General features: G+C 70.6%; 15 protein-coding genes and 1 pseudogene. 2 read left to right on the forward strand and 14 right to left on the reverse strand.

Translation table 11 applies throughout. From position 1 onward, the window contains the following. Positions 1-258 precede the first annotated feature (258 nt). Positions 259-507, forward strand: coding sequence for a hypothetical protein (locus AC1DVI_RS05975; RefSeq protein WP_476957144.1), 249 nt, complete (start codon positions 259-261; stop codon positions 505-507). Between the two features lie 97 nt (positions 508-604). Here AC1DVI_RS05975 and AC1DVI_RS05980 read toward each other — a convergent pair whose 3' ends face one another. From AC1DVI_RS05980 to AC1DVI_RS06020, 9 genes are all read right to left on the reverse strand, one after another. Further along, a complete protein-coding gene (locus AC1DVI_RS05980; RefSeq protein ID WP_476957145.1) occupies positions 605-1,087 on the reverse strand; it encodes a cell wall hydrolase in 483 nt (160 codons plus the stop codon). Then, the gene (locus AC1DVI_RS05985; RefSeq protein WP_476957146.1) at positions 1,084-1,419 is read right to left on the reverse strand and encodes a hypothetical protein; all 336 of its coding nucleotides are present in this window, start codon (positions 1,417-1,419) and stop codon (positions 1,084-1,086) included. The genes AC1DVI_RS05980 and AC1DVI_RS05985 overlap by 4 nt, the downstream gene beginning before the upstream one ends. An 88-nt stretch (positions 1,420-1,507) precedes the next feature. Next, complete coding sequence (gene terL, locus AC1DVI_RS05990) at positions 1,508-3,049, reverse strand: phage terminase large subunit (protein ID WP_476957147.1); 1,542 nt, start codon at positions 3,047-3,049, stop codon at positions 1,508-1,510. Beyond that, complete coding sequence (locus AC1DVI_RS05995) at positions 3,049-5,079, reverse strand: glycosyl hydrolase family 28-related protein (protein WP_476957148.1); 2,031 nt, start codon at positions 5,077-5,079, stop codon at positions 3,049-3,051. The genes terL and AC1DVI_RS05995 overlap by 1 nt, the downstream gene beginning before the upstream one ends. A gap of 39 nt (positions 5,080-5,118) precedes the next feature. After that, positions 5,119-5,784 (reverse strand): hypothetical protein, encoded by a 666-nt coding sequence (locus AC1DVI_RS06000; protein ID WP_476957149.1) that lies wholly within the window; start codon positions 5,782-5,784, stop codon positions 5,119-5,121. After that, positions 5,784-7,679, reverse strand: a complete 1,896-nt coding sequence (locus AC1DVI_RS06005) for a phage tail protein (RefSeq protein ID WP_476957150.1) — start codon at positions 7,677-7,679, stop codon at positions 5,784-5,786. The genes AC1DVI_RS06000 and AC1DVI_RS06005 overlap by 1 nt, the downstream gene beginning before the upstream one ends. Beyond that, positions 7,679-8,248 (reverse strand): phage connector family protein, encoded by a 570-nt coding sequence (locus tag AC1DVI_RS06010; RefSeq protein WP_476957151.1) that lies wholly within the window; start codon positions 8,246-8,248, stop codon positions 7,679-7,681. The genes AC1DVI_RS06005 and AC1DVI_RS06010 overlap by 1 nt, the downstream gene beginning before the upstream one ends. 237 nt (positions 8,249-8,485) lie before the next feature. Beyond that, positions 8,486-8,755, reverse strand: a complete 270-nt coding sequence (locus AC1DVI_RS06015) for a hypothetical protein (protein ID WP_476957152.1) — start codon at positions 8,753-8,755, stop codon at positions 8,486-8,488. A gap of 51 nt (positions 8,756-8,806) precedes the next feature. Beyond that, the gene (locus tag AC1DVI_RS06020; RefSeq protein ID WP_476957153.1) at positions 8,807-9,625 is read right to left on the reverse strand and encodes a phage capsid protein; all 819 of its coding nucleotides are present in this window, start codon (positions 9,623-9,625) and stop codon (positions 8,807-8,809) included. 418 nt (positions 9,626-10,043) lie between these two features. On the opposite strand from AC1DVI_RS06020, the gene AC1DVI_RS06025 reads away from it, so the two are divergent. Continuing rightward, a complete protein-coding gene (locus AC1DVI_RS06025; protein ID WP_476957154.1) occupies positions 10,044-10,481 on the forward strand; it encodes a PRC-barrel domain-containing protein in 438 nt (145 codons plus the stop codon). Between the two features lie 58 nt (positions 10,482-10,539). Here AC1DVI_RS06025 and AC1DVI_RS06030 read toward each other — a convergent pair whose 3' ends face one another. The 5 genes and pseudogenes from AC1DVI_RS06030 to AC1DVI_RS06050 all read right to left on the reverse strand — a co-directional run. Beyond that, positions 10,540-12,924 carry a putative bifunctional diguanylate cyclase/phosphodiesterase gene (locus tag AC1DVI_RS06030; RefSeq protein WP_476957155.1) on the reverse strand — a complete coding sequence of 795 codons (2,385 nt, stop codon included), beginning with the start codon at positions 12,922-12,924 and terminating at the stop codon, positions 10,540-10,542. 181 nt (positions 12,925-13,105) lie between these two features. Further along, entirely contained in the window at positions 13,106-13,813 is a 708-nt protein-coding gene (locus AC1DVI_RS06035; RefSeq protein WP_149168020.1) for a capsid assembly protein, read from the reverse strand. 43 nt (positions 13,814-13,856) lie between these two features. Then, positions 13,857-14,129, reverse strand: a complete 273-nt coding sequence (locus tag AC1DVI_RS06040; protein WP_476957156.1) for a Bbp19 family protein — start codon at positions 14,127-14,129, stop codon at positions 13,857-13,859. After that, on the reverse strand, positions 14,122-15,627 hold the full coding sequence (locus AC1DVI_RS06045; protein ID WP_476957157.1) for a portal protein: 1,506 nt from the start codon (positions 15,625-15,627) through the stop codon (positions 14,122-14,124). The genes AC1DVI_RS06040 and AC1DVI_RS06045 overlap by 8 nt, the downstream gene beginning before the upstream one ends. Before the next feature lie 4 nt (positions 15,628-15,631). Continuing rightward, positions 15,632-15,990: pseudogene (locus AC1DVI_RS06050) on the reverse strand (hypothetical protein); the annotation flags it as partial.

Genomic DNA, 15,990 nt, shown 5'->3' on the forward strand with positions numbered 1-15,990 from the left:
AAAACATGAGGACCGGCCGGACATTGATAACTTCAGAATGGGACGTTGCGCTGTTTGCTTCGCAATTTGCAAACGCGGCCCTGGGAATCCCCCGGCATTTTGCAGAAGGAAAATTCGCCGATCCGCCGCGTCCCACCCCGCCGAGCACACGGAAAAGCCGCAGAATCAAGGATTCCCCAAGGCATCCGCCTCTTCGGCGGCAACTTTTCGGAGTTGGCATCGGGATTGCTGAGAGGTGGGCAAGCAAGGAGATGCCCCATGAACGCGATTGCGATGAATGTTGTGAAGGAACGCCACCCGGTGGAGCACGCGCTCGACTCGCGCATCCATGGGGTGATCGTGTCCAGCGTGGACAGCGCCCCCCTGTCCGCCACCGTCGAGCCCAGCAGCACGTCCGTTCCGCTGAAGCCCTCGGCGGCGATGCTGGCCGCCGGATCGCGCGCCGGCGGCGTCTCGGTCGAGACGGCCTGGAAGATCTATCTGGCGATGATCAAGGAAGCCGCCTGACCGGCCCGTTCCAGCCTCTCCTTCCGCTGCGGCGGTCAGGACCTGGATGTCCGGCTCGCCGGAACGCGGCGGGGAGACGTCGGTGCAGAACGAGAGGTCATTCGACGTCGTCGTAGAACTGGAACCCGCCGATCTCGGCACAGACGCTGCGCCCTTGCGCCCATTGCGGGTTCGCCCCCGCCCGGTGCAGGTGAGTCGCTCCGCCGGTCGGGTCGTCGAGCAGACCGGCCACCGCGCGGCGGGCGATCCGCTGGGCTGCGGCGAAGACCGGGTCCGCGGCGGTGACCGACAGCAGTCCCAGCCGTCCCGGCGCGTCCGGGTCCCAGCAGGGAAACTGTCCCGGCAGCCGGCAGACGGCAACCACGTCATTCCCCCACCACCATCCGCCATGGTCGCGCGCCCGGCCGACGCGGTTCATCACGACCGCCGCCACCGCCTCCATGGCCCGCACGGACTCGCCGCGCGCCTCCCCCCACAGGGTGCGGGCGAGCGTGTCGACGGCTTGGCCGGGGGCGTCGACGGACGGCCCCTGCGGCGGAACGGCCAATCCGGGCTCCGGCTTCAGGACACGCGTCCTCATCGGCGGCCTCCGTCTCCGTAGGGCGGAGCATAGGGCTGGACGAAGGGAGCGCAGCCATTTTCCAGCTTGGTCTCGATGCGCAGCAGATGGTCGGTCAGCCGCCGCTCCACATCCTTCAGCGTCGCGACCGAGACGTAGGTCTTGGCGACCTCCAGCTTGTAGGCGGCCAGGCTCTCACGCACCTGCGCCTGGGCGGTCTCGGCGCGCGCCCGCACCGTCTCCAGCGCGGTTTCGGCGTCGCGGCGCAGCCGGGCGATCAACCAGAACAGCCCGCCCATGACCGGCAGTTCGACCGCCGTGATCCACCAGGACAGGTCGATGGACTCCTGCATTTCCGTTCTCCAAGGAAAAGGCAAAAGAAAAGGCCGCCGTCCGGTCAGGAAGGCGGCCCGTCGGAACACGGAACGGTGCGGTCGGCAATCACACATCCCAGCCCTCCACCGGAACCGGCGCCGTTGCGGCGCGCCAGTCCGCTTTCCGCCCCGGCGCCGGCTGGCGGTCGAAGCGGAACGGCTCGCAGGACAGGGCGCCGGCCACCGCGTCCAGCCCGTCGTCGCGGCCCGTATAGCGCCCGTCCGGCGACCATTCGCGCATCTCGCGGATGAAGGGCGTCTCCCACACCGTGGCGTGGGCCAGCAGCCGGCGGTCGGCCAGCAGGGCGTCGAACGCCTCGCGGATGCGCAGCGCCTTGGCGCGGCGGCTCGCCTCCTCGACCACGGCGGCGCCGACCTTCTCCGTGCGCAGCGCCTTGCGCAGCAGGCCGGGCAGGAAACGCCCGATGCCGTTGATCTCGACATGCACCGCCGGCAGGTGGTGCCGCTCGAGGAAGCGGGCGACCTGGAAGCATTGCTGCTCCGCCTCGGTGTCCGGATCGCCGGGGTCCACCGACAGGTAGAGCACCCGGTGCAGGTAGAAGCGCCCGTCCGCTCCGCCGAACACCGCGGCGACGACGCTGGAATCGCCGGGCTTTCCGCCCTCCGCCGGCCGGGCGAAGGCCGGGTCCCACCAGCAGGAGGCCGAGGCCATGCGCAGGCCGTTCAGCGTCAGCACCGCCCGCCCCGCCGACTCCCGGTAGTCCAGCTCACCGTCGTAGCGGCCCAGCCGGTCGGGGTCGAGGAAGCCCTCCGCCTCGTTGACCGGCTGCAGCAGCATCTGGCTGGTGAATTTGTTGGGGCCGGTCGTCTTGCGGATGCGGTTGACGTGGGCCTCGCCGAAGCGCTGCGGCCAGGCGTAGCGGCGCCGGCCGTCCGGACCGTCGGTGTAGACCGGCAGGACCAGCCGCGCGAAACCGTCCAGGAAGGGCCGCGTCTCCCCCGCCTCCGTCCGCGGCTCCTCCGCGTAGATGGAGTAGTAGCTGTGCGGCGTCCCGACATAGAGCTGCACCCCGCCCGGCACCAGCAGATAGTCGATCTCCGCCAGCTTCTCGCGCAGGTCGGCGCGCTTGCCCGGACTGCCGGAGGTGCGTGGCACCTCGACATCGTCGCAGATCACCACGTCGGCGCGGCTGCCCGTGATGTTGCCGCCGACGCCCGCCGCCACCATGGAGGGGTCGCGCAATTCCTGCGCCCGCAACACGGTGAACTGGTCGGCCGCCCACTGGTCGCGTTCCTTCGCCGGAGGCTTCAGGCCGCGGGTGTCGGGATGGCGCTCGATGATGCGCTTGACGTTGCGCACCATCTTCTTCGCCAGCTTCAGGTCCGCCGCCAGGACGAGCAGCCGCCGGTTGGGGTCCTGGTAGAGCATCCAGGCCGCGAACAGCCCGACGATGGACGACTTGCCCGCCCCGCGGAAGGCCATCAGCAGCAGGCGCGGCCCGATGCCGAAGGACCCGACACCGACCGCTTGCCGCTCCAGCCACGCGGCGATCTGCAGATGGTGGCGGGGGGTGGTCAGCTCCGTTTGCCGGTTCCAGTCCTGGACGAAGGCGAAGAAGCCCTTCTTGCGCGTTTCCGCCGCCTCCATCACGCCACCCGTCCCAGAATGTGCCAACCGGCGCCGTTGGACATCGCCGTGACCGCGCTGCCGGTGGAATTCAGCGACACCGGGGCATTGTCCGGCCCGCCGCCGCCCTGCACGGTGACGGTGACCGGGTTGCCCGAGACATCGGCCTTCTTGACCGTCACCGTGCGCCCGACCGCGTGCAGCGCCCCCGGCGGCGGCAGCCGCACCGTGACCGCGCCGCTGAAGGCGCTGACCAGATACAGCGTCTGGTTCAGGTCCGGCTCGAACAGGCCCGGCTGGTCGTGGAAATGTGCGTTGCCCGGCCGGTTGTTGCCGCCGACCACCCACCAGCCGGCCCCGTTCGAGACGATGGTCACGAAGTCGTAGCGGTTGCCCAGCGCCACCGTCCGCCCGTCCGGCCCCGGCCCGCCGTCCTCGGTGATGGTCAGGCGGTGGGTGGAGGCGTCGGTCCGCTTCACCGTCACCGCATGGCCGTTGGCCGCATCCGCCGCCGGCAGCCGAAGCTCCACGTCGCCGCTGTAGGCGCTCGCCAGGTAGACGGAACTGGTGAGGTCCAGCGCGATCACCCCGCCCACTTGCGGCTCCACATACTCGGTGTCGTAGCGCAGGGCCTCGACAACCAGCTCGGAGACGCGGCTGCGCGCCAGCCGGTTCTTCTCCGGATAGCCGGCGTTCACCGCCGTGTAGCGGCCACCCGACAGATCGTGGATGGCCGGGCCGGCGGACATCGACAGCAGGTTGACAATGGCCGTCTCGACCGACCCGGCGTCGAGCTGCACATTCGGCACGCCGCCCAGCGATTCGGCGTAGAAATTCAGGATCAGCGTCTTGTCGGTGTTGGCGCCGACGCGGAAGCAGGCCAGCGCCATGGTCGAGAGGTTGGCCTCGCAGTCCTGGAAGCTGTTGTTGTACTTGCCCTGCTCCACGAAGAAGCCGCAGCCGGCGATGGGCGCCGATAGGGAGTAGACGCGCACCATGGAGAAGCGGTTGGCGTTGGGCGTGTCGCCCTCCCCCGTCCGGGTCAGCCACACCCCGTGCAGCGACGGGCGGGCCACCAGCACGCGCGACACCATGTTCCAGTAGCAGGGCCAATTGGGGTCGACGTACCCGTCGAACAGCAGCCCGACCCGCGGGTCCCAGATGGTCAGGTCGCTCAGCGTGTTGTGCACGCAGGGGCCGTCCCGCCCGAACAGCTTCACCGCGGCGTCGCCCTTCTCCAGCCGCAAGCCGCTCACCGTGGCGTAGCCGTCCGGCAGGTGGATCAGGTCGAAGCCCGCCGAAGACCCGGCGATGACCGACCTCTGCCCCGCCCCATACAGCGTCTGGCCGTAGCCCACCGTCAGCGTGTTGGTGATCCGGTAGGTGCCCGGCGGCACATGGACAGCGTCCGCGCTGGTCAGCGCGGCCTGGATCGCCCGCGTGTCGTCGACGACGCCGTCGCCGACCGCGCCGAAATCCTTCACCGACAGGGCGTCGGCCAGCTTCTCGCGCACCGGGCGGCGCACCGCGCCGGCGCCGGGGGCGACGAAGGTCGACAGCGCCTCCTCGTCCACCGGAGGGCGGGCGATCGGGTTTCCCACCGTATCGAAGGCGAGGAGCTGCCCCGCCCGCACCGCCCGTTCCGGCAGGCGGTTGGAGGCCGGCAGGTCGGTGTCGGTGTAGCGCAGCATCAGCTCCTGATCGCCGGCCACCTGCTGGAGCGCCGCGGTCAACTGGTCGAACTCGCGGTTCAGGCTTGACGCCGGAAGCGGCCCGCTCTCCAGGAAATCGCTCATCCGCTCGATGGGCAGGCGGCGGCGGAGCAGGACGGGCGTCCCGGCCTCCGGCGGTTCCGCGAAGGCCACCGTGCCGCCCGCGGTGTCCCCGGCGCCGCTCACCGCATAGCCGGTGGTCTGCCGCGCCGCGCCCAGGAAGACCTGAAGATCGCCGTCCTCGAAGACCGGAAACGGAAAGACGAAGTCCGTCTGCACGCCGTCGGCAAGATACTGGACGCGCGGGTTGCCGCGCGGAACGTCGATTGCGCTGGGCATTGGGTGCGCCTCTCCTCCTGCGTGGATGGACCGAATGCGTCAATAGAAGCGGCTCATGAACTCCAGCCGCTGGCGCTCGGCGAGCTGCACCTGTTCCAGCAGGTTGCGGCGGCGCACGCTGTCGACTTCCTGCTGGATGGCCTCGCGCTTCAGCCGGTCGGCACCCTCCGCCTCCCCGCGCTCCGCGGCGCTGTCCTTGACGACGCCGAGCAGGATCGCCTCGCCCGAGCCGTCCGCCGCGCTGACCCCGTTGGAGCCCMGCGCGGCGCGGGTGCGCGCCACGGTTCGGCGCAGGGCGTCCACGCGCCGCCGCTCGTCGGATTGCGCGGCGGTGGACATCTGGGCCAGCCGCGTGCGGGCGTCCCCTTCCTTGTCGGCCAGCGTGGCGGCCTGCCCGGTGCGGAGCTGCTGGGCGGCCAGGTTCTGGCTCTGCGCCAGCCAGTCCATCTCGCGGCTGCGCTGCCGCTCCGCCTCGGCGCGGGCCTGCTCCTCCTTCTGGCGCTGAAGCTCCTGGTCCTGGCGGCGCAGTTCGTCCTCGCGCTGCCATTCCAGCCGTTGCTGCTCCGCCTGATAGGCGTATCGGCGCTCGTCGGCGGCCTGCTGCCGGCGCGCGCTGTCCGAGGTTCCGGAGACGCGGTCCACCGTGTCGGCGACGGAGTTCGCCAGCGGCAGCGCCGCCGTGGCCAGGGTCGTGATTCCGCCCATCAGTCGTTCACCCTCAATTCCATGGTTACGGACAAAAGCGTGAAGGGCAGCGGTGCGTCCTGCCGGATGCTCCACAGCGGCCGGTCGCTGTCGCGCCGCCAGCCCAGCGCCCGCAGCTTGCGGTCGCCGGAGACCAGAGCCGGAACGCCGCCTGCGGGCTGCGGCCCCGTCCGGTGCAGCGGCAATTCCTGAAGGCCGCGCCCCAGGTCGGCGTGGAGCGCCGCCGTCTCCTCCAGCCGGAAGCCGACGGAGACCAGCCGCACCGCGTCCGTCCCACCCGCCTGCCCCAGAAGGCTGACCGGCAGCGGCTCGATGCGGTGGCTGTAGGGGATCCCGGCCTCGACATGGCGGGCCGGCGGGTCGAGCACGATCTTTCCGGCGGCGACGGTGGCGTCGGCGCGCACCGTCCCGTCGGCGACCACCGCGACGGTCCGCCCCTCCAGATGGTCCAGCCCGCTCCACACCGCGGTCGGGGCGTCGTGGTCACCGACCAGGGCGGCGTCGAGGTTCAGCCCGTCATCGAAGCGCTCCACGCCCCACCGCCCGGCGCGGTCGACCAGCGCGTAGACCTCGTCCCCGACCACCGCGACCGAGCGCACCGCCCCGTCGGTCTCCAGCCGGGTCCAGGCGGTCACCTGCTCCAGCCGGTAGACGGTCAGGGCGCACAGCGCGCCGTCCTCCATCACCACGAACATCAGGCGGCGGCCCTGGTCGTAGTCCTGATCCCGCGGCCGCACCACCAGATGGCGGGCGAGCAACGCCAGATCGTTGGCCTGATAGGCGGCCTCGGTGTCGGTGTAGAGGAATTCGCGGATCTCCCGCCCGTTGCGCGAGACGAACAGGGTGGCCCCATCCACGTCGCGCGGCGGGACGGAGCGGTCGACGGGGGAGCCGATGCGCGTCTGCCGGTGCACCTGGATGTTCTGCGGAGTCAGCGGATCGCCCGACACCATGTATTCGGCACCCGAGGTGAAGACCTGGAGATGCCGCCCGGAGAAGACGGCGCGCACCGCGTTCACCTGATCGGACAGGATGCCGAACTCGATGGCCTCGTCGTCCTGCCCGGTGCCGAGGTCGAAGTTCCACAGGTCGGCGGAGCGCGACAGCCACAGCCGGTTGGGCAGGTCGCGCGAGCCGCCGATGACCAGCCGGTCCTGGTGGAAGGCCGCCGACACCGGCCAGCCGCGCAGCGGCGAGAAGGACTGCTCGTCCCAGGCCGTCGTCGCGGCGGTTCCGGCCAGCGTCTCCAGCACCGTCGCGGTGACCTGCGTCACGGACACCACCCCCTCGACGCGGAGCTGTTTGCCCTGGATGCGCAGGCGCGTGCCTTCCTGCTTCGGATCGAAGACCGGGGCGGAAGCCGTCACCGTCACCAGCCCGTCCGTTCCCGACGGGGTCAGCGTCACGGCGGGATCGGCGAAGCGGTAGAAGGGCATCGCCACCCGCTCCCCCTCCGCGACGTAGCTCCAGCCGCTCAGCGCCCAGGAGTCGGCGCCGCTGCGCGTCAGCTTGCGCGGCGGCACGTCGGGGTGGCAGACCAGCAGCGTGTCGGCGCTCTGCGTCCAGGTGATCTGGGGAAGCTGGGCGGCGGTCCAGGGGGCCGTCACGCTGGCGATGGGCGCGTCGTTGCCGTAGACGTCGATCCGCTCCTCGGAAAAGACCAGCAGATAGGTCTGCTCCGTGTTGAACTCGAAGGCGACCAGCCGCCCGTCGCCGCGGGCCGGATCGACGAAGGCGAGGCCGGAGCGGCGCGTCACCCCGCCCGTGGGATGGATGAACAGGTTGCGCAGCGCCAGCGCCCCGTTGTCGTAGGCGCGCAGGTCGCCGCGCCCGAGCAGCCGGCGGGAAATCTCCCCCGCCGTGAAGTTGGTCTTCACCTGACGAACCCGCGCCATCAGCCCCTCGCGTCGATCAGGGTGAAATCCTCGAAGCCCGGCTGGCTGTCCTGCAGGGCGTCGATCTGGCGGGCGCGGCGGAACTCGCCCTCGGCCAGCCGCTGCAGCAGCTCCGCCCGGCTCGTGCTCTCGGTCAGCGGAATGCAGAACTCCGCGGCCAGCCGGGCGATCAGCGCCTGATCGAAGAAGGCGGGAAAGTCCTCCTCCGCCGGGCGCCCGACATAGGTCAGCACCACCGCGTCGGACGCCGCGTGCAGCGCCCGCCCGGCGATGCGGTAATCCAGCCCGCGCCCCCGCCCGCCTGCCCCGGCGCCGAGCGCCCGCAGGAAATCGGCGGGAAGCTGGAAGGCCACGCCGTAATCGGCGACCGGGTCGTCGGCCAGCCGCGGCAGCCGGGCCTGCCGGGTGGCGAAGCTCCAGGCGTTGGCCGACAGCAGCGCGTCGCGCGCCGGCTCAAAGAGCGCCGCCGCGACCTCCGCCTCGGCGGTGCCCTCGTCGAAGGCGGTGATCGCCGTCGCCCCGATCTTGATGAGCGCGCGGCTGCACAGCCCGATAGCCGTCAATGCCATGGGATTGATCCTCCAAAGCCCTCTCCCGCCTCGGGAGAGGGTGCCCGCGAAGCGGGCTCTCGCGCTGGCTGAAAGCCAGCGCTGACGCGGCAGGCGGACCCTCGGTCCGCCGAAAGCGGGTGAGGGTGCATGCAAGGATCGAGCGCCAGCCCGTTGCCGGCACCCTCACCCTTCCCGCGCATTGCGCGGGCCCCTTCCCTCTCCCGAGGCGGGAGAGGGAATATCGAGCGACGTCCGTCAGTCCGTGTTGGACGCACCGAAGGGCGACAGGTTGGCGACATCCACCACCCCCGCCGCGTTGGCCGCGACCACGAGGACGCCGGCGGCGGGCGTCCCGGCGGTGCCGGTGTTGGCCAGGATCATGTCGCCGCTGCGCAGCAGGTCGGACGCGCCGTTGAAATAGCCGCTGTTGTCCACCAGCGTGGCGGCGTCCGGCGTCGTGTAGTGCCACAGCGTGAAGCCGTTGGCGTAGGCGAGGACGCTCAGGTCCTTCGGAAGATAGGGCATGGGAGGAAACTCCAGGTCGGTCGTCGGCAGGGGGGCGTCAGGCTTCCGGGGTCAGGCTTCCAGGCAGCGCATGGTGACCACACCCGCCGCGTCGATCAGGCCGGCGCCCTGCGACATCATGTTGTTGACGAAGTGGGCGGCGCGGTCGCCGTGCCACGAGATGTCCGTCTTCACGTCGGCGCCGGAGGCGTGGCCGACGGCCGTCTTGTGGTACCAGTGGCACAGCCGCACGCCGCCCTCGGCCTTCAGGCCGGAATGGGGCATCCACAGCGTGCCCAGCCAGCGCTTGGCCTGGGTGCCGCGCCAGGGCAGTTCGTCGGCGCCGACATATTCGGTGCTAGCGAACTCGTCGATGCCCAGAAGCTGGCTCCACTGCTTCCACCCGATGACGGCGTAGCGCTGGCCGTCGTCCGGCACGTCGGACTCGCCCAGCTTCTCGAAGGCCGCCAGAACCTTCGCTTTGGTCAGCCCGTCGTTGGAGCCGCCCGCGTAGTTGGTGGATTTGTTCAGTTCGCCGAGGATGAGTTCGTCGGTCTTGCGGCCCAGCGCATAGGCGCCGGCGCCGGCGATGATCTGCCGCTCGTCGATGTTGGTCTTCAGCTCGTCCAGCCGGTCGACCCAATCGCCGGCGTAGAAGTCGTAAAGGGTGCATTCGACCGGCGTGTGGTCCAGGTTCATCACCGGAACGGCGCCGTGGCGCGCCTTGGTGGAGGCGGTGCCCTTGCCGACCTTCTGGAAGACGGTGGAGGCGCCTTGGACGTTGTTCTTGGTGCGCACCGTGTTGCGCAGCTTCGAGCCCATGCGCTGGTAGGCGTCGTGCACTTCGCGTTCGAACTGCTTGACGAAAGCCTGGGCGACCGAGGTGGACATTGGACTGTATTCCTTTCGCGTTCTGCGGGGTCCCGTCCGGCGGGAAGCATTCCGCCACCCGGTTGTCGGGCGCGCCCAGCCCAGGAAAAGGACAAGGGGACGCGCGCCCGGCCGCGGGCGAAGCGCGAAAAAGAAAGAGGCTGGCCGGGCCTTTCGGTTGTCCGGCCAGCCTCTTTCAGGACAGGCATGGAGGGGAGGTTCGGGGTGCCGCGGCCCACCGCGTGAGGGGACGCACGACGGGCGTTGGCAAGAGCGTTTCTAAGACATCAGTCCCGTTATGTCAAGAATATTTTCCTTTATTCTGGCGCTGGTCCCGATGCGCTAATCCCTTGGGGTACGGAATATCCCTCAGAGCCGCGCTGTTGAATGGTTGGCCTTCACGGCCCGAAAAACACGGCATAAAAAAGGAATACGCTTCATGAAGACGATCATCACCGCCTGTGGCGTCGCAGCGCTCCTGCTCGCCACGCCGGCCCTGGCCGAGGGCATGTCCGGAACCACCGCCAAGGAGGTTCCGACCAACAAGGCGACCGGGCAGGTCGCGGCCACCCACGCCTCGCTCGACCCGGCGGTCGCGAAGATGACCGCGGCCCAGCTCAAGGGGAAGGACGTCTATGGCAGCGACGGCAAGGACATCGCCGAGATCGAGGGCATCGTCCGCAAGGGTGGCCAGACCTTCGCGGTGATCGACGTCGATCACATCGCCGACGTCAGCGACAAGGACGTCGTCCTGCCGCTGGAGCGGCTGCACATGAAGGGCAAGCGCCTGACCGTCGACATGACGGAGAACGACCTCAAGGGCCTGGAGTCCTGGCAGAAGGACGAGTACGAGGACGTCAAGGGCGCGCTGCGCTGACGTCAGGGCCGAATCGGGAGGAAGAACCGGGGGCGACGGCCCCCGGTTCCTCCGGATCTCACGCCGTCCGGCGCAGGCGCACGGCAAGCAGGTCGGCGGCCTGACCGGCGGGAACCGGGCGCCCGGTCAGCCAGCCCTGGACCAGGGTGCAGTTGTGGTGGCGCAGGAAATTGGCCTGCTCCTGCTTCTCCACCCCTTCCGCCACCACGTCGAGCCCCAGCATGTCGGCCATGGCGATGATGGTGGAGACGATGCCGTTGTCCTCGCGCTCGCTCGGCACGCCGTTCACGAAGGAGCGGTCGATCTTCAGCGTCGTCACCGGCAGCCGCTTCAGGTAGCTCAGCGAGGAATGGCCGGTGCCGAAATCGTCCACCGCCACGCGGATGCCCATGGCCTTCAGCGCGGCCAGAACGGACAAGGCATGGTCCATGTCCTGCATCACCGCCCCCTCGGTGATCTCCAGCTCGACCAAATCGGGCGACAGGCGGTGGCGGTCGATGATGCGGCGGAAATCCTCGGCGGAGCGTTGGCGCAGGTGGCGCGGCGAGATGTTGACGGCCACCGGCACCGGCTCCAGCCCGCGGTCGATCCACTCCCGCAACTGCCGGCAGGCCTCGTCCAGCACCCAGTCGCCGAGGGGCACGATAAAGCCGGTGTCCTCCGCGACCGGAATGAACTCGCCGGGGGAGATCATGCCGAAGCCGGGCTTGTCCCAGCGCAGAAGCGCCTCGAAGCCCTCCAGCGACAGGTCAATCAGCGACACCTTGGGCTGGTAGTGGAGTTGGAACTCCCCGCGCGCCAGCGCCGCCCGCAGGTCGCGGTCCAACGCCAGATGACGGTGCGCCTGGTCGGCCAGCTCCTTGCGGAAGAAGGCGTGGCGCTTGCCGCCGGCCCGCTTGGCCGCGTAGAGCGCCGTGTCGGCGGAGCGGATCAGCTCCTGCGCGCTGTCGGCGTGGTCGGGGAACAGGGCGATGCCGATCGACGGGCGGACGTAATGTTCCGTCCCCATCAGCAGCACCGGCTCGTCGAAGGCGGCCAGGATGCGCTGGGCGGCGGTTTCCGCCTCCTTCGCCTCGCCCAGTTCGTCGAGGATCACCGCGAAGTCGTCGGTGCCGATGCGCCCCACCGTGTCGCTGGCCCGCACCGTGACGACGATCCGCGAGGCGACCTCCTGCAGCAGCAGGTCCCCGGCGTGATGGCCCAGCGTGTCGGTGATCAGCTTGAAACGCGACAGGTCCAGGCACAGCACCGCGAAGCGGCGGCCATGACGGCGCGCCCGCTCGATCGAGGTGTCGAGCAGCGATTCGATGAGGGCCCGGTTCGGCAGGCCGGTCAGCCGGTCGCGCGTGGCGAGGCGCAGCAGCTCCCGCTCGTGGCGCATCCGCTCCGTCATGTCGGCCAGCGCGCAGACGTAGCTGCGCCGCCCCTGCACGTCCAGGCAGGACAGGGAGAGCGAGGCGTCGATCCGCCCGTCCCCCCGCTCGATGACCAGCTCCTCGGCACGCTCCGTGCGGCCGGTGGTGCCCGTTTCCGCCGCACTGCCCTCGCCCAACGTCCCCAGGCCGAGCAGCCGGGCGACCCGCTCGCGGTCCTCCTCGGCGAACAGGTCGGCGAAGCGATGGCCGTCGAGCCGCTCCGCGGGCACGCCGAACAGCGCGGCGGCGGCGGGGTTGTGCTCCTCCACCCGACCGTCCTCGCCGACCAGCACGATGGCTTCGCCGATGTTGTTCATGATGCCGAACAACCGCTCGTCGCGCACGATCAGCGCCTCGGCGGCCTGCCGGAAGTAATCCATGGCGCGGGCCATGGCGCCGAACTCGTCCCTGCGGTCGCGGCCGGGGATGTCGATGCCGGTCTGCCCTTCGGTCAGCCGCTCCATCCGCTCCGACAGCGCCTCGATGGGGCCCAGCACATGCTGCGACAGAAACACCGAGAGCGGCCAGCTCAGCACCAGCAGAACGGCGATGAACAGGACGAAGGCCAGGGCTTCCATGGCGAATTCGCGGTCGAGGTCGTCGGTCCCGCTGGCCGCCGCGACGGCCCAGCCCCAGGGCTCGAAGGTCAGGCTGGCGCGGACCGAATGGCCCTCGCCCATCCAGCCCTCGGGCACGCGCCCGTCGGTGAACACGCTGACATGGAAAGGATCGCGCCCCAGCGCCCGCAGCGCCAGCCGCGCCTGACCCTGGCCTTCGTCCCGCGGCAAGGCGCCCGCCTCGATGGCCGTGTTGATCTCGCCGAGCATGGCGTGCGCCGACCCGACCAACGCGTGGGTCAGCCGTTCCCGTTCCGTGATCAGACCGCTGCGCAGGAGGTAAAGCGCAGGGATTGCCGCCATGAGGCAGCCGATCAGGCCGATCCAGGTCAGCCAGCGGATCTTGCGGCGCAGCGTCATCACGGTTCCGGCGGCAATCGTCGCACCCGGCTGCTTCCGGGCGGTTGTCATTCTGCGCGAAAGCGTCGCTTTTTTATTTCAAACACGCAACGGTCAAGTTGCCCGCCCCGGTCCCCCTTCGTCCTTTTCAATCCGGCTGCGACATTTCGCCCATCCGGCGCGGCGTGGGTTCGAAGCTCCTCCCGCGAAGCACGCCGCGCCGCCGGTCAGGCGGTCGGATCAGGCGGTCGGATCAGGCGGTCGGATACAGGCGCTGGAACCCGTCGGTCACTTTCGACACCACCGCCGGGTCGCGGTCCCGCCAATAGCGGGGATCACGCATCAGCGCCTGCAGCTCCGCCTCCCCGCCGGCGGACGGCGCGCCGGCCGGCATGGACAGGGCGGCGGGCTCGCCACCGGTCATCATCCGGTGAAGCGCCATCACCCCCTCATAGGTGGTCGACAGACCCTCCACCGCCGCCGGCGGCAGGTTCTTCACCGCCCAGGCGTGGAGCTGCCGCGACACCTCCCGCCAGCGCTCGGCCCCGCCGAACTGGGCGGACAACCGTTCGACCTCGCGTTCCGCCTGGAACTCGGCGGCCAGCTCCTGGATCAGCGGGACCAGCCGCTCGGCGGCGAGGTCGTAGACGAGTTGCGCCTGCTCCGGCGTGAAGCCGGCGCCGTGCAATCGGCCGTTGATCGCCGGGTCCGGCTCGAACAGCCCATGGTCGCAGGTGATGCAATAGCCTTCCGGTCCCTCCGGCACGCCCGGCACCGTCAGCAGGTCGGGCCGCTCGCCGTCACCGAGCGCAGGGGCAGGCGCGGACAGCTTGCGCTCCAGCTCCAGATACGACTTCAGCAGCGCTTCCACGCGCACCGCGCCGGTTTCCGGGTCGCGGAACTTCTCGGGCACCGCGGGCGGGGCGCCGGGAACGGTCGAGGTCAGCAGGTTTTCGGCCATGGATAGCTCCTTATCGATGAAAAACTCAGGATCGATGAAAGACTCAGGCGCCCTGCCCGCGGGCGGTCAGGGCGAGGATGAGGGCGACGAGGCGGCGCTGGCCCTCCAGGTCGCGCAGCGCGGCGTCGGAGGCGTCGGGGCCGAGCGTGCGTTCGAGCGTCATCGCCGTCAGCGTGGCCAGCACCCGCGTCCCGTCCGGCCCGGCGAAGCAGCGGGCGAAGCTGGGCGCCGGATCGCCGGCCGGAACGGCCGCGGCGGGCGGCACGCCCTCCAGCCAAGCCCAGCCGCCGTTGTTCCAATCCGCAGGATCAGCCATGGGAAGCCTCCGCCCGCACCAGCTTGGCGGGCACGCCGAAGGCCTCGCCCAGCCAGCGCGCGGTCGCCGCGACATCCACCGCGGACAGCGCCTCCGGGCCGAGCTGCCGCGCGGTGTCCAGCCAGCGCAGGGTCGCCTGGACGTCCCGCTGCGCCTGCGCCTGGGCGAGTGGGGAACGGTGCTGCAAAGCCACCGTACGCCCATCCACCGCGATGTCCGGGATCTCGCCGCGGCGGCGCAGGATGCCGACGGCGCGCAGCAGCAGCGGCGTCAGCAGCTCCGCCTGGAGCCGCCCATAGGTCGCGCCGAGCAGCCGGGCCATCTCGGCGGAGCGCTCGACCACCTCGGTCGCGGTCATCCGCGGTTGGTCCAGCGGCCCCAGCCGGTCGGCGAGCAGCGCGTGGCGGATGCGCGCCCGCAGGTCGTCCAGAACGAGCTGCGACACGTCGAACCGGCCGGGGTTGGCGAGCGGCGTCAGCCCGGCCGACCCCACCGCCTTGGGGATGATCGTCCCCGGCACCAGCCGGATGGTGGCGGGGTTCAGCACCCCGTCGTCGTCGGCCTGCCAGATGCCGGTGACGGCGACGGAGGCGTTCTTCAACACCAGCTCGACCACCTTGTTGGCGGTCTTGATGTCGGGAAGCGCCTTCATCACCGGCGACCGGCCGTAGGTCTCCCCCGGTGCCTTCAGCCAGCGGAAATTGATGAAGGGAGACTGCGCGAAGCGTCCCTCGGCCAGCGTGGCGGGATCGGCCAGCCCGCTGTCCAGGACCACCGTCCATCGGTAGGCCAGCCCGTCCGGCAGCACCGCCTCGACCAGCGGAAAGCGGCTGTCCGGCTCCGCGGCGCCGCGCTCCCGCACCTCGTCGGGAAGGGCGGCGCCGGGAAAGCGCCGCTCGATCTGGGCCAGCGTCGCCTCGCTGCACCGGAAGGTGCCGTCCAGCCGCCCGTCCGCCCCCTCCTCCAGAACCGCCTCGGCCAGCGGCACCGCGGTGAAGCGCAGGCTGGAGGCGCCGCCCGGCGGGGCCTCCTCCATCAGCAGACAGGCGGTGCCCACCGTCACGAGGTCGAGGAAGGCCTGATGGATCTCGACGGCGAAATTGGAGCGGTCGACATGCGCCTGCACGATGCCGGCGGCGCGGTCGAGCATCGGGGCCACGCGGTCGCGCTCCCCGTCCGGCAGCGAAGGGCCGGGCTGCAGCCCGAACCAGCGCGACCAGGGCGGGGTCAGCTCGGCGAGCAGGCTGGCCGCGAGCTGTTCCACCGCGTCCGGCGCGGTCCCGTCGAACAGCCGGTCCACCCGTCGCTCGCCGGGGGTGCCGCCGCCGCGGAAAGGCTGCCCGTTGGGCAGGGCGTGGTCGTAGCAGTCCTGCCAATGGCTTTCCCAGACCGACCGGCGCTCCCGCGCCGCGCGGTAGCGTTCCAGCAGGCGCTCCGGCCGGTTCGGCGGAGCGGAGGGGGAGGCGCCCTTGCGGTGCCCATGCTTGGTGTCGCTCACGGCCTCACTCCCCCAACAGGCGCTTGCGCAGCGGCACCAGGGCGCCGACGTCCAGCGCGCCACGCCACGAGGTCTGGACCGTCCCCGCCCGTCCCCGGTTGCGCCGCTGGATCAAAGCCTCGGCGGCCTTGGCCGGGTCCTTCTCCTCCTCCGTGGCCGGAGCCGGTGTGGCCGGGTCGTCGGCGGGCGGGACCGCAGGCGCCGGGGCCTCCACCACCGGGGCGGCGGGTTCCGGAACCGATTCCGGGACGGTGTTCCACCAGGGCGTCGTGATGGCAGCCGGCGCCGGAGTCTCCACGGGCGCCGGTGCCGGGGGCGGCGCGGGGGCGGGCTCGGGGGCGGATGCCGGCGCGGGTTGAGGGG

Source organism: Azospirillum sp. P4_B5 (assembly GCF_056402275.1).